The sequence below is a fragment of the Citrobacter sp. CK199 genome (assembly GCF_030333285.1).
GTDB classification, from domain to species: domain Bacteria; phylum Pseudomonadota; class Gammaproteobacteria; order Enterobacterales; family Enterobacteriaceae; genus Citrobacter_B; species Citrobacter_B koseri.
This window is the reverse complement of sequence record NZ_JAOWGF010000019.1, coordinates 16,684-30,285: the sequence shown is the minus strand read 5'-3', so window position 1 is coordinate 30,285 and position 13,602 is coordinate 16,684. Positions and strand designations below refer to the sequence as shown.

The 13,602-nt window shown below is 52.9% G+C and carries 9 protein-coding genes; all 9 read left to right on the top strand.

The window, feature by feature from the left end; translation table 11 throughout:
- The coding region (gene tuf / locus OGX75_RS01120) for an elongation factor Tu (RefSeq protein WP_286451712.1) at positions 1-1,050 on the top strand (1,050 nt) is incomplete at its 5' end.
- A 231-nt stretch (positions 1,051-1,281) separates the two neighbouring features.
- Positions 1,282-1,665, top strand: coding sequence for a preprotein translocase subunit SecE (secE, locus tag OGX75_RS01115; protein WP_012133816.1), 384 nt, complete (start codon positions 1,282-1,284; stop codon positions 1,663-1,665).
- 1 nt (position 1,666) lies between these two features.
- Positions 1,667-2,212: a transcription termination/antitermination protein NusG gene (nusG, locus tag OGX75_RS01110; protein WP_003862341.1), complete on the top strand. Its 546-nt coding sequence runs from the start codon at positions 1,667-1,669 to the stop codon at positions 2,210-2,212.
- 157 nt (positions 2,213-2,369) lie between these two features.
- The gene (gene rplK, locus OGX75_RS01105) at positions 2,370-2,798 is read left to right on the top strand and encodes a 50S ribosomal protein L11 (RefSeq protein WP_012133815.1); all 429 of its coding nucleotides are present in this window, start codon (positions 2,370-2,372) and stop codon (positions 2,796-2,798) included.
- Positions 2,799-2,801: 3 nt separating this feature from the next.
- On the top strand, positions 2,802-3,509 hold the full coding sequence (gene rplA / locus OGX75_RS01100; protein WP_012133813.1) for a 50S ribosomal protein L1: 708 nt from the start codon (positions 2,802-2,804) through the stop codon (positions 3,507-3,509).
- 355 nt (positions 3,510-3,864) lie between these two features.
- Positions 3,865-4,362: a 50S ribosomal protein L10 gene (gene rplJ / locus OGX75_RS01095; RefSeq protein ID WP_004097644.1), complete on the top strand. Its 498-nt coding sequence runs from the start codon at positions 3,865-3,867 to the stop codon at positions 4,360-4,362.
- A 66-nt stretch (positions 4,363-4,428) separates the two neighbouring features.
- Complete coding sequence (rplL, locus tag OGX75_RS01090; protein ID WP_012133812.1) at positions 4,429-4,794, top strand: 50S ribosomal protein L7/L12; 366 nt, start codon at positions 4,429-4,431, stop codon at positions 4,792-4,794.
- A 319-nt stretch (positions 4,795-5,113) separates the two neighbouring features.
- Positions 5,114-9,142 carry a DNA-directed RNA polymerase subunit beta gene (gene rpoB / locus OGX75_RS01085; RefSeq protein ID WP_024130652.1) on the top strand — a complete coding sequence of 1,343 codons (4,029 nt, stop codon included), beginning with the start codon at positions 5,114-5,116 and terminating at the stop codon, positions 9,140-9,142.
- A gap of 76 nt (positions 9,143-9,218) precedes the next feature.
- The gene (gene rpoC / locus OGX75_RS01080) at positions 9,219-13,442 is read left to right on the top strand and encodes a DNA-directed RNA polymerase subunit beta' (protein WP_012133810.1); all 4,224 of its coding nucleotides are present in this window, start codon (positions 9,219-9,221) and stop codon (positions 13,440-13,442) included.
- The last annotated feature ends 160 nt before the right edge of the window (positions 13,443-13,602 follow it).

The following is a 13,602-nucleotide window of genomic DNA, read 5'->3' as shown; positions in this document are numbered from 1 at the left end:
GCATTCGACCAGATCGATAACGCGCCGGAAGAAAAAGCTCGTGGTATCACCATCAACACTTCTCACGTTGAATACGACACCCCGACTCGCCACTACGCGCACGTAGACTGCCCGGGCCACGCCGACTATGTTAAAAACATGATCACCGGTGCTGCGCAGATGGACGGCGCGATCCTGGTTGTTGCTGCGACTGACGGCCCGATGCCGCAGACCCGTGAGCACATCCTGCTGGGTCGTCAGGTAGGCGTTCCGTACATCATCGTGTTCCTGAACAAATGCGACATGGTTGATGACGAAGAGCTGCTGGAACTGGTTGAGATGGAAGTGCGTGAACTGCTGTCTCAGTACGACTTCCCGGGCGACGACACGCCGATCGTTCGTGGTTCTGCTCTGAAAGCGCTGGAAGGCGAAGCTGAGTGGGAAGCGAAAATCATCGAACTGGCTGGCTACCTGGATTCCTACATCCCGGAACCAGAGCGTGCGATTGACAAGCCGTTCCTGCTGCCGATCGAAGACGTATTCTCCATCTCCGGTCGTGGTACCGTTGTTACCGGTCGTGTAGAGCGCGGTATCATCAAAGTGGGCGAAGAAGTTGAAATCGTTGGTATCAAAGAGACTGCGAAGTCTACCTGTACTGGCGTTGAAATGTTCCGCAAACTGCTGGACGAAGGCCGTGCTGGTGAGAACGTAGGTGTTCTGCTGCGTGGTATCAAACGTGAAGAAATCGAACGTGGTCAGGTACTGGCTAAGCCGGGTTCCATCAAGCCGCACACCAAGTTCGAATCTGAAGTTTATATCCTGTCCAAAGACGAAGGCGGCCGTCATACTCCGTTCTTCAAAGGCTACCGTCCGCAGTTCTACTTCCGTACAACTGACGTGACTGGCACCATCGAACTGCCGGAAGGCGTAGAGATGGTAATGCCGGGCGACAACATCAAAATGGTTGTTACCCTGATCCACCCGATCGCGATGGACGACGGTCTGCGTTTCGCAATCCGTGAAGGCGGCCGTACTGTTGGCGCAGGCGTGGTTGCTAAAGTTCTCGGCTAATCGCTGATAACATTTGACGCAATGCGCAATAAAAGGGCATCATTTGATGCCCTTTTTGCACGCTTTCACATCAGAACCTGGCTCATCAGTGATTTTTTTTGTCATAATCATTGCTGAGACAGGCTCTGCTGAGGGCGTTTAGTCCGAAACGCAACACAGAGCATTTCGGTTTGGATTGCCTCGCATACGCGGGGTGAAAATGTTTGTAGAATACTTCTGACAGGTTGGTTTATGAGTGCGAATACCGAAGCTCAAGGAAGCGGGCGCGGCCTGGAAGCGATGAAGTGGGTCGTTGTTGTCGCATTGCTGCTTGTGGCTATTGTGGGCAACTACCTCTATCGCGACATGATGCTGCCGCTGCGTGCGCTGGCCGTAGTAATTCTGATTGCTGCAGCGGGTGGTGTCGCGCTGTTGACGACAAAAGGTAAAGCAACCGTTGCTTTTGCCCGTGAAGCGCGTACCGAAGTCCGTAAGGTCATTTGGCCGACTCGCCAGGAAACATTGCACACCACGCTGATTGTGGCTGCGGTTACCGCAGTAATGTCACTGATCCTGTGGGGACTGGATGGTATTCTGGTTCGCCTGGTATCCTTTATCACTGGCCTGAGGTTCTGAGATGTCTGAAGCTCCTAAAAAGCGCTGGTACGTCGTTCAGGCGTTTTCCGGTTTTGAAGGCCGCGTAGCAACATCGCTGCGTGAGCATATCAAATTACACAATATGGAAGAGTTGTTTGGTGAAGTCATGGTGCCGACCGAAGAAGTGGTCGAAATCCGTGGCGGCCAGCGTCGCAAAAGCGAGCGCAAATTCTTCCCGGGCTACGTCCTGGTTCAGATGGTGATGAACGACGCAAGCTGGCACCTGGTGCGCAGTGTTCCGCGTGTGATGGGCTTCATCGGCGGTACGTCTGACCGTCCGGCGCCAATCAGCGACAAAGAAGTTGATGCGATCATGAACCGCCTGCAACAGGTCGGTGATAAACCGCGTCCGAAAACGCTGTTTGAACCGGGTGAAATGGTTCGTGTTAACGACGGTCCGTTTGCTGACTTTAACGGCGTTGTTGAAGAAGTGGACTACGAGAAGTCCCGCCTGAAGGTGTCTGTTTCTATCTTTGGTCGTGCGACCCCGGTAGAACTGGACTTTGCCCAGGTTGAGAAAGCCTAAGCAGCGATCAAAAAAGCGGCGATTTAATCGTTGCACAAGGCGCGAGATTGGAATACAATTTCGCGCCTTTTGTTTTTATGGACCTGGCCCGTAAAACGATTTTTTTATATCACGGGGAGCCTGTTTTCAGGCGTTATACCCAAACGAGGAAATTGCAATGGCTAAGAAAGTACAAGCCTACGTCAAGCTGCAAGTTGCAGCTGGTATGGCTAACCCGAGTCCGCCAGTAGGTCCGGCTCTGGGTCAGCAGGGCGTAAACATCATGGAATTCTGCAAAGCGTTCAACGCAAAAACTGATTCCATCGAAAAAGGTCTGCCGATTCCGGTTGTTATCACCGTTTACGCTGACCGTTCTTTCACCTTCATTACCAAAACGCCTCCGGCAGCAGTTCTGCTGAAGAAAGCGGCTGGTATTAAGTCTGGTTCCGGCAAGCCGAACAAAGACAAAGTAGGTAAAATTTCCCGCGCTCAGCTGCAGGAAATCGCGCAGACCAAAGCTGCCGACATGACTGGTGCCGACATTGAAGCGATGACTCGCTCCATCGAAGGTACTGCACGTTCCATGGGCCTGGTAGTGGAGGACTAAGAAATGGCTAAACTGACCAAGCGCATGCGTGTGATCCGTGAGAAAGTTGATGCGACCAAACAGTACGACATCAACGAAGCTATCTCTCTGCTGAAAGAACTGGCCACTGCTAAGTTCGTAGAAAGCGTAGACGTTGCCGTTAACCTCGGCATCGACGCGCGTAAATCTGACCAGAACGTACGTGGTGCAACTGTACTGCCGCACGGTACTGGCCGTTCTGTTCGCGTAGCCGTATTTACCCAGGGTGCAAACGCTGAAGCTGCTAAAGCTGCTGGCGCTGAACTGGTAGGTATGGAAGATCTGGCTGAACAGATCAAGAAAGGCGAAATGAACTTTGACGTTGTTATTGCTTCCCCGGATGCAATGCGCGTTGTTGGCCAGCTGGGCCAGGTTCTGGGTCCGCGTGGCCTGATGCCGAACCCGAAAGTGGGTACTGTAACGCCTAACGTTGCTGAAGCGGTTAAGAACGCTAAAGCTGGTCAGGTTCGTTACCGTAACGACAAAAACGGCATCATCCACACCACCATCGGTAAAGTGGATTTTGACGCTGACAAACTGAAAGAAAACCTGGAAGCTCTGCTGGTTGCGCTGAAAAAAGCAAAACCGACTCAGGCAAAAGGCGTGTACATCAAGAAAGTTAGCATCTCCACCACCATGGGTGCTGGCGTTGCCGTTGATCAGTCCGGTCTGACTGCGACTGTGGCGAACTAATATTCGCCTTTACGTGGGCGGTGATTTTGTCTACAATCTTACCCCCACGTTTCTGTTGAAATAAACAGAACTCTATGTGAGTCATTTGAATTGTAGCAGCTAACGCGGCTACGGTTCAAAGGGCGAAGTCATAGACAAGATTTGTTCGTTGGAGCCTGGCCTATCCAGGCCTCCGTCGAAGACCGCAGGTGTTTCGTAAGAAACTTAATGCCCTGCGTAGACGGTGACAGAACGCTAAGATTATTTTTTATACTCTGGCTTGTTTCTGCTCACCGTATTAAGACGCTCTCCTCGTTGAGGAGAGTGAAGTGAGTTCCAGAGCATGAGCTCTGGCAAACATCCAGGAGCAAAGCTAATGGCTTTAAATCTTCAAGACAAACAAGCGATTGTTGCTGAAGTCAGCGAAGTAGCCAAAGGCGCGCTGTCTGCAGTAGTTGCGGATTCCCGTGGCGTAACTGTAGATAAAATGACTGAACTGCGTAAAGCAGGTCGTGAAGCTGGCGTTTACATGCGTGTTGTTCGTAACACCCTGCTGCGCCGCGTCGTTGAAGGTACTCCGTTCGAGTGCCTGAAAGACACGTTTGTTGGTCCGACCCTGATTGCATACTCTATGGAACACCCGGGCGCTGCTGCTCGTTTGTTCAAAGAGTTCGCGAAAGCGAATGCAAAATTTGAGGTCAAAGCCGCTGCCTTTGAAGGTGAGCTGATCCCGGCGTCTCAGATCGACCGCCTGGCAACTCTGCCGACCTACGAAGAAGCAATTGCACGCCTGATGGCAACCATGAAAGAAGCTTCGGCTGGCAAACTGGTTCGTACTCTGGCTGCTGTACGCGATGCGAAAGAAGCTGCTTAATCGCAGTTATCTTTGTAACGCATCCGCTTACGTATAAACTTATTCTGATATTCAGGAACAATTTAAATGTCTATCACTAAAGATCAAATCATTGAAGCAGTATCCGCTATGTCCGTAATGGACGTTGTAGAACTGATCTCTGCAATGGAAGAAAAATTCGGTGTTTCCGCTGCTGCTGCTGTAGCTGTAGCTGCTGGCCCGGTTGAAGCTGCTGAAGAAAAAACTGAATTCGACGTAATTCTGAAAGCTGCTGGCGCTAACAAAGTTGCTGTTATCAAAGCAGTACGTGGCGCGACTGGCCTGGGTCTGAAAGAAGCTAAAGACCTGGTAGAATCTGCTCCGGCCGCTCTGAAAGAAGGCGTGAGCAAAGATGACGCTGAAGCTCTGAAAAAATCTCTGGAAGAAGCTGGCGCTGAAGTTGAAGTTAAATAAGCCAACCCTTCCGGTTGCAGCCTAAGAAATTAGGCTGATGGCTGGTGACTTTTTAGTCACCAGCCTTTTTGCGCTGTAAGGCGCCAGTAGCGTTTCACACTGTTTGACTACTGGTTGTCCTGACAATGCTTGTTTCTATCGACGACTTAATATACTGCGACAGAACGCCCGTTCTGTGTAAATCGCAATGAAATGGTTTAAGCGTGATAGCAACAGGCATTGCGGAAAGTATTCCATTTTCCGGTCAACAAAATAGTGTTGCACAAACTGTCCCTCCGCAGGACAGATGGGTCGACTTGTCAGCGAGCTGAGGAACCCTATGGTTTACTCCTATACCGAGAAAAAACGTATTCGTAAGGATTTTGGTAAACGTCCACAAGTTCTGGATGTACCTTATCTCCTTTCTATCCAGCTTGACTCGTTTCAGAAGTTTATCGAGCAAGATCCTGAAGGGCAGTACGGTCTGGAAGCTGCATTCCGTTCCGTGTTCCCGATTCAGAGCTACAGCGGTAATTCCGAGCTGCAATACGTCAGCTACCGCCTTGGCGAACCGGTGTTTGACGTTCAGGAATGTCAGATCCGTGGCGTGACCTATTCCGCACCGCTGCGCGTAAAACTGCGTCTGGTGATCTACGAGCGCGAAGCGCCGGAAGGCACCGTAAAAGACATTAAAGAGCAAGAAGTCTACATGGGCGAAATTCCGCTCATGACCGACAACGGTACTTTCGTTATCAACGGTACTGAGCGTGTTATCGTTTCCCAGCTGCATCGTAGCCCGGGTGTCTTCTTCGACAGCGATAAAGGTAAAACTCACTCTTCCGGTAAAGTACTGTATAACGCACGCATCATTCCTTACCGTGGTTCATGGCTGGACTTCGAGTTCGATCCGAAAGACAACCTGTTTGTCCGTATCGACCGTCGTCGTAAACTGCCTGCGACCATCATTCTGCGTGCACTGCAATACACCACTGAACAGATCCTGGACCTGTTCTTTGAGAAAGTGATCTTCGAGATCCGCGACAACAAGTTGCAGATGGAACTGGTGCCGGAACGCCTGCGTGGTGAAACCGCCTCCTTTGACATCGAAGCCAACGGCAAAGTGTACGTCGAAAAAGGTCGTCGCATTACTGCGCGCCACATTCGCCAGCTGGAAAAAGACGATATCAAACATATCGAAGTTCCGGTTGAGTACATCGCGGGTAAAGTGGCGTCTAAAGACTACGTTGACGAATCAACTGGCGAGCTGATCTGCGCAGCGAACATGGAGCTGAGCCTGGATCTGCTGGCGAAGCTGAGCCAGTCTGGCCACAAGCGTATCGAAACGCTGTTCACCAACGATCTGGATCACGGCCCGTACATTTCTGAAACGGTACGTATCGACCCGACTAACGATCGTCTGAGCGCGCTGGTAGAAATCTACCGCATGATGCGCCCGGGTGAGCCGCCGACTCGTGAAGCGGCTGAAAGCCTGTTTGAGAACCTGTTCTTCTCCGAAGACCGCTATGACCTGTCTGCGGTTGGTCGTATGAAGTTCAACCGTTCTCTGCTGCGCGACGAAATTGAAGGTTCCGGTATCCTGAGCAAAGACGACATCATTGACGTGATGAAGAAGCTCATTGATATCCGTAACGGTAAAGGCGAAGTCGATGATATCGACCACCTCGGCAACCGTCGTATCCGTTCCGTAGGCGAAATGGCGGAAAACCAATTCCGCGTTGGCCTGGTGCGTGTTGAGCGTGCGGTGAAAGAGCGTCTGTCTCTGGGCGATCTGGATACCCTGATGCCTCAGGACATGATCAACGCCAAACCGATTTCTGCGGCAGTGAAAGAGTTCTTCGGCTCCAGCCAGCTGTCTCAGTTTATGGACCAGAACAACCCGCTGTCTGAGATTACGCACAAACGTCGTATCTCCGCACTCGGCCCAGGCGGTCTGACCCGTGAACGCGCAGGCTTCGAAGTTCGAGACGTACACCCGACCCACTACGGTCGCGTATGTCCTATCGAAACGCCTGAAGGTCCGAACATCGGTCTGATCAACTCCCTGTCCGTGTACGCACAGACTAACGAATACGGTTTCCTCGAGACTCCGTATCGTAAAGTCACCGACGGCGTTGTGACTGACGAAATTCATTACCTGTCTGCTATCGAAGAAGGTAACTACGTTATCGCTCAGGCGAACTCCAACCTGGATGACGAAGGCCACTTTGTAGAAGATCTGGTTACCTGCCGTAGCAAAGGCGAATCCAGCTTGTTCAGCCGCGACCAGGTTGACTACATGGACGTTTCCACTCAGCAGGTGGTTTCCGTCGGTGCGTCCCTGATCCCGTTCCTGGAACACGATGACGCCAACCGTGCATTGATGGGTGCGAACATGCAACGTCAGGCGGTTCCGACTCTGCGCGCTGATAAGCCGCTGGTTGGTACCGGTATGGAACGTGCTGTTGCCGTTGACTCCGGTGTAACTGCGGTTGCTAAACGTGGCGGTACTGTTCAGTACGTAGATGCGTCCCGTATCGTTATCAAAGTTAACGAAGACGAGATGTACCCGGGCGAAGCAGGCATCGACATCTACAACCTGACCAAATACACCCGCTCTAACCAGAACACCTGTATCAACCAGATGCCGTGTGTTTCTCTGGGTGAGCCGGTTGAGCGCGGCGACGTGCTGGCTGACGGTCCGTCCACCGACCTCGGTGAACTGGCGCTGGGTCAGAACATGCGCGTAGCGTTCATGCCGTGGAACGGCTACAACTTCGAAGACTCCATCCTCGTTTCCGAGCGTGTTGTCCAGGAAGACCGTTTCACCACCATCCACATTCAGGAACTGGCCTGTGTGTCCCGTGACACCAAGCTGGGGCCGGAAGAGATCACCGCTGATATCCCGAACGTGGGTGAAGCTGCGCTCTCTAAACTGGATGAATCCGGTATCGTTTACATCGGTGCGGAAGTGACCGGCGGCGACATTCTGGTTGGTAAGGTAACGCCGAAAGGTGAAACCCAGCTGACGCCAGAAGAGAAACTGCTGCGTGCGATCTTCGGTGAGAAAGCGTCTGACGTTAAAGACTCTTCTCTGCGCGTACCAAACGGTGTTTCCGGTACGGTTATCGACGTTCAGGTCTTTACTCGCGATGGCGTAGAAAAAGACAAACGTGCGCTGGAAATCGAAGAGATGCAGCTGAAGCAGGCGAAGAAAGACCTGTCTGAAGAATTGCAGATCCTCGAAGCTGGCCTGTTTAGCCGTATCCACGCTGTGCTGGTTTCCGGTGGCGTTGAAGCTGAGAAGCTCGACAAACTGCCGCGCGATCGCTGGCTGGAACTGGGCCTGACCGACGAAGAGAAACAAAATCAGCTGGAGCAACTGGCTGAGCAGTACGATGAACTGAAACACGAGTTCGAGAAAAAACTCGAAGCGAAACGCCGCAAAATCACTCAGGGCGACGATCTGGCACCGGGCGTGCTGAAGATTGTTAAGGTATATCTGGCGGTTAAACGCCGTATCCAGCCTGGTGACAAGATGGCAGGTCGTCACGGTAACAAGGGTGTAATTTCTAAGATCAACCCGATCGAAGATATGCCTTACGATGAAAACGGCACGCCGGTAGACATCGTACTGAACCCGCTGGGCGTACCGTCTCGTATGAATATCGGTCAGATTCTGGAAACCCACCTGGGTATGGCTGCGAAAGGTATCGGCGATAAGATCAACGCCATGCTGAAACAGCAGCAGGAAGTCGCGAAACTGCGCGAATTCATCCAGCGTGCGTACGATCTGGGCGCTGACGTTCGTCAGAAAGTTGACCTGAATACCTTCAGCGATGAAGAAGTTCTGCGTCTGGCTGAAAACCTGCGCAAAGGTATGCCGATCGCAACGCCGGTGTTCGACGGTGCGAAAGAAGCGGAAATTAAAGAGCTGCTGAAACTGGGTGACCTGCCGACTTCCGGCCAGATCACGCTGTTTGACGGCCGTACCGGTGAACAGTTCGAGCGTTCAGTAACCGTAGGTTACATGTACATGCTGAAACTGAACCACCTGGTCGACGACAAAATGCACGCTCGTTCCACCGGTTCCTACAGCCTGGTTACTCAGCAGCCGCTGGGTGGTAAGGCGCAGTTCGGTGGTCAGCGCTTCGGGGAGATGGAAGTGTGGGCGCTGGAAGCATACGGCGCAGCATACACCTTGCAGGAAATGCTCACCGTTAAGTCTGATGACGTGAATGGCCGTACTAAGATGTATAAGAACATCGTGGACGGCAACCATCAGATGGAACCGGGCATGCCAGAATCCTTCAACGTATTGTTGAAAGAGATTCGTTCGCTGGGTATCAACATCGAACTGGAAGACGAGTAATTCTCGCTCAAACAGGTCACTGCTGCCGGGGTAATACCCGGCAGCGGAATGTGCTAACTCCGACGGGAGCAAATCCGTGAAAGACTTATTAAAGTTTCTGAAAGCGCAAACTAAAACCGAAGAGTTTGATGCGATCAAAATTGCTCTGGCTTCGCCAGACATGATCCGTTCATGGTCTTTCGGTGAAGTTAAAAAGCCGGAAACCATCAACTACCGTACGTTCAAGCCTGAGCGTGACGGCCTTTTCTGCGCCCGTATCTTCGGGCCGGTAAAAGATTACGAGTGCCTGTGCGGTAAGTACAAGCGCCTGAAACACCGTGGTGTGATCTGTGAGAAGTGCGGCGTTGAAGTGACCCAGACTAAAGTACGCCGTGAGCGTATGGGCCACATCGAGCTGGCGTCCCCGACTGCTCACATCTGGTTCCTGAAATCTCTGCCGTCTCGTATCGGCCTGCTGCTCGATATGCCGCTGCGCGATATCGAACGCGTGCTGTACTTCGAATCCTATGTGGTTATCGAAGGCGGTATGACTAATCTGGAACGCCAGCAGATCCTGACTGAAGAGCAGTATCTGGACGCGCTGGAAGAGTTCGGTGACGAATTCGACGCGAAGATGGGTGCGGAAGCTATTCAGGCCCTGCTGAAGAGCATGGATCTGGAGCAAGAGTGTGAAACTCTGCGCGAAGAGCTGAACGAAACCAATTCTGAAACCAAGCGTAAAAAGCTGACCAAGCGTATCAAACTGCTGGAAGCGTTCGTTCAGTCTGGCAACAAGCCGGAGTGGATGATCCTGACCGTTCTGCCGGTTCTGCCGCCAGATCTGCGTCCGCTGGTTCCGCTGGATGGTGGTCGTTTCGCAACATCGGATCTGAACGATCTGTATCGTCGCGTGATCAACCGTAACAACCGTCTGAAACGTCTGCTGGATCTGGCTGCGCCGGACATCATCGTACGTAACGAAAAACGTATGTTGCAGGAAGCGGTTGACGCCCTGCTGGATAACGGTCGTCGCGGTCGTGCGATCACCGGTTCTAACAAACGTCCTCTGAAATCTTTGGCCGACATGATCAAAGGTAAACAGGGTCGTTTCCGTCAGAACCTGCTCGGTAAGCGTGTTGACTACTCCGGTCGTTCTGTTATTACCGTAGGTCCATACCTGCGTCTGCATCAGTGCGGTCTGCCGAAGAAAATGGCGCTGGAGCTGTTCAAACCGTTCATCTACGGCAAGCTGGAACTGCGTGGCCTCGCCACCACTATCAAAGCCGCGAAGAAAATGGTTGAGCGTGAAGAAGCTGTCGTTTGGGATATCCTGGACGAAGTTATCCGCGAACACCCGGTACTGCTGAACCGTGCGCCAACACTGCACCGTTTGGGTATCCAGGCATTTGAACCGGTACTGATCGAAGGTAAAGCTATCCAGCTGCACCCGCTGGTTTGTGCGGCATATAACGCCGACTTCGATGGTGACCAGATGGCTGTTCACGTACCGCTGACGCTGGAAGCCCAGCTGGAAGCGCGTGCGCTGATGATGTCTACCAACAACATCCTGTCCCCGGCGAACGGTGAACCTATCATCGTTCCGTCTCAGGACGTTGTATTGGGTCTGTACTACATGACCCGTGACTGTGTTAACGCCAAAGGCGAAGGCATGGTGCTGACTGGCCCGAAAGAAGCTGAGCGTATTTATCGCGCAGGCCTGGCCTCTCTGCATGCGCGCGTTAAAGTGCGTATCACCGAATACGAAAAAGATGCTAACGGCGAATTCGTGGCGAAAACCAGCCTGAAAGACACGACCATCGGCCGTGCCATTCTGTGGATGATCGTACCGAAAGGTCTGCCTTTCTCCATCGTCAACCAGGCGCTGGGTAAGAAAGCCATCTCTAAAATGCTGAACACCTGCTACCGTATTCTGGGCCTGAAACCGACCGTTATTTTTGCGGATCAGACGATGTACACCGGCTTTGCTTATGCAGCGCGTTCAGGTGCATCCGTTGGTATCGACGATATGGTTATCCCGGAGAAGAAACACGAGATCATCTCCGAAGCGGAAGCCGAAGTTGCTGAGATCCAGGAACAGTTCCAGTCTGGTCTGGTAACAGCGGGCGAACGCTATAACAAAGTTATCGATATCTGGGCTGCGGCGAACGATCGTGTATCCAAGGCGATGATGGATAACCTACAGACCGAAACCGTGATTAACCGTGACGGTCAGGAAGAGCAGCAGGTTTCCTTCAACAGCATCTACATGATGGCCGACTCCGGTGCGCGTGGTTCTGCGGCACAGATTCGTCAGCTTGCTGGTATGCGTGGTCTGATGGCGAAGCCAGATGGCTCCATCATCGAAACGCCAATCACCGCGAACTTCCGTGAAGGTCTGAACGTACTCCAGTACTTCATCTCCACTCACGGTGCGCGTAAAGGTCTGGCGGATACCGCACTGAAAACAGCGAACTCCGGTTACCTGACTCGTCGTCTGGTTGACGTTGCGCAGGATCTGGTGGTAACTGAAGACGACTGCGGCACTCACGAAGGTATCCTGATGACTCCGGTTATCGAGGGTGGCGACGTTAAAGAGCCGCTGCGCGATCGCGTACTGGGTCGTGTGACTGCTGAAGACGTACTGAAGCCGGGCACCGCAGATATTCTGGTTCCGCGCAACACGCTGCTGCACGAACAGTGGTGTGACCTGCTGGAAGAGAACTCTGTTGACGCCGTTAAAGTGCGTTCCGTTGTATCCTGTGACACCGACTTTGGTGTATGTGCGCACTGCTACGGTCGTGACCTGGCGCGTGGCCACATCATCAACAAAGGTGAAGCTATCGGCGTTATCGCGGCACAGTCCATCGGTGAGCCGGGTACACAGCTGACGATGCGTACGTTCCACATCGGTGGTGCGGCATCTCGTGCGGCTGCTGAATCCAGCATCCAGGTGAAAAACAAAGGTAGCATCCGTCTGAGCAATGCGAAGTCGGTTGTGAACTCCAGCGGTAAACTGGTTATCACCTCCCGTAACACCGAGCTGAAACTGATCGACGAATTCGGTCGTACCAAAGAGAGCTATAAAGTGCCTTACGGCTCTGTTATGGCGAAAGGTGATGGTGAGCAGGTTGCCGGCGGCGAAACCGTTGCAAACTGGGACCCGCACACCATGCCGGTTATCACCGAAGTAAGTGGTTTCGTCCGCTTTACTGACATGATCGACGGCCAGACCATTACTCGTCAGACTGACGAGCTGACCGGTCTGTCTTCTCTGGTGGTCCTGGATTCCGCAGAGCGTACTACGGGTGGTAAAGACCTGCGTCCGGCGCTGAAAATCGTTGATGCTCAGGGTAACGACGTTCTGATTCCTGGCACCGATATGCCTGCGCAGTACTTCCTGCCGGGTAAAGCGATTGTTCAGCTGGAAGATGGCGTACAGATCAGTTCTGGTGACACCCTGGCGCGTGTTCCGCAGGAATCCGGCGGTACCAAGGATATTACCGGTGGTCTGCCGCGCGTTGCTGACCTGTTCGAAGCGCGTCGTCCGAAAGAGCCGGCAATCCTGGCTGAAATCAGCGGCATCATTTCCTTCGGTAAAGAAACCAAAGGTAAACGTCGTCTGGTTATCACCCCGGTAGACGGTAGCGAGCCGTACGAAGAGATGATTCCGAAATGGCGTCAGCTCAACGTGTTCGAAGGTGAACGTGTAGAACGTGGTGACGTGGTTTCCGACGGCCCGGAAGCGCCGCACGACATTCTGCGTCTGCGTGGTGTTCATGCTGTTACTCGTTACATCGTTAACGAAGTACAGGACGTATACCGTTTGCAGGGCGTTAAGATTAACGATAAACACATCGAAGTTATCGTTCGTCAGATGCTGCGTAAAGCCACCATCGAAAACGCAGGTAGCTCCGACTTCCTGGAAGGCGAGCAGGTTGAATACTCCCGCGTCAAGATCGCTAACCGCGACCTGGAAGCGAACGGCAAAGTGGGTGCAACGTTCTCCCGCGATCTGCTGGGTATCACCAAAGCGTCTCTGGCAACCGAGTCCTTCATCTCTGCGGCATCGTTCCAGGAGACCACGCGTGTCCTGACCGAAGCAGCCGTTGCGGGTAAACGCGACGAACTGCGTGGCCTGAAAGAGAACGTTATCGTGGGTCGTCTGATCCCGGCTGGTACCGGTTATGCGTACCACCAGGATCGTATGCGCCGCCGTGCTGCGGGTGAACTCCCGGCTGCACCGCAGGTGACTGCTGAAGATGCGTCTGCCAGCCTGGCAGAACTGCTGAACGCAGGCCTGGGCGGTTCTGATAACGATTAATCGTTGCTGACCATAATAAAAAACCCGCTTCGGCGGGTTTTTTTATGCCTGATGGCGCTTTGCTTATCAGGCCTACGGACACGGGGTGGACTTGTAGGCCGCCTGATGGCGCTTTGCTTATCAGGCCTACGGATACGGGGTGAACTTGTAGGCCGGATAA

Excerpts from the sequence above, each read along its gene's own strand:
- nusG (WP_003862341.1), top strand. The coding sequence starts at position 1,667 with ATGTCTGAAGCTCCTAAAAAGCGCTGGTACGTCGTTCAGGCGTTTTCC.
- rplK (WP_012133815.1), top strand. The coding sequence starts at position 2,370 with ATGGCTAAGAAAGTACAAGCCTACGTCAAGCTGCAAGTTGCAGCTGGT.
- rplA (WP_012133813.1), top strand. The coding sequence starts at position 2,802 with ATGGCTAAACTGACCAAGCGCATGCGTGTGATCCGTGAGAAAGTTGAT.
- rpoB (WP_024130652.1), top strand. The coding sequence starts at position 5,114 with ATGGTTTACTCCTATACCGAGAAAAAACGTATTCGTAAGGATTTTGGT.
- secE (WP_012133816.1), top strand. The coding sequence starts at position 1,282 with ATGAGTGCGAATACCGAAGCTCAAGGAAGCGGGCGCGGCCTGGAAGCG.
- rplJ (WP_004097644.1), top strand. The coding sequence starts at position 3,865 with ATGGCTTTAAATCTTCAAGACAAACAAGCGATTGTTGCTGAAGTCAGC.
- rplL (WP_012133812.1), top strand. The coding sequence starts at position 4,429 with ATGTCTATCACTAAAGATCAAATCATTGAAGCAGTATCCGCTATGTCC.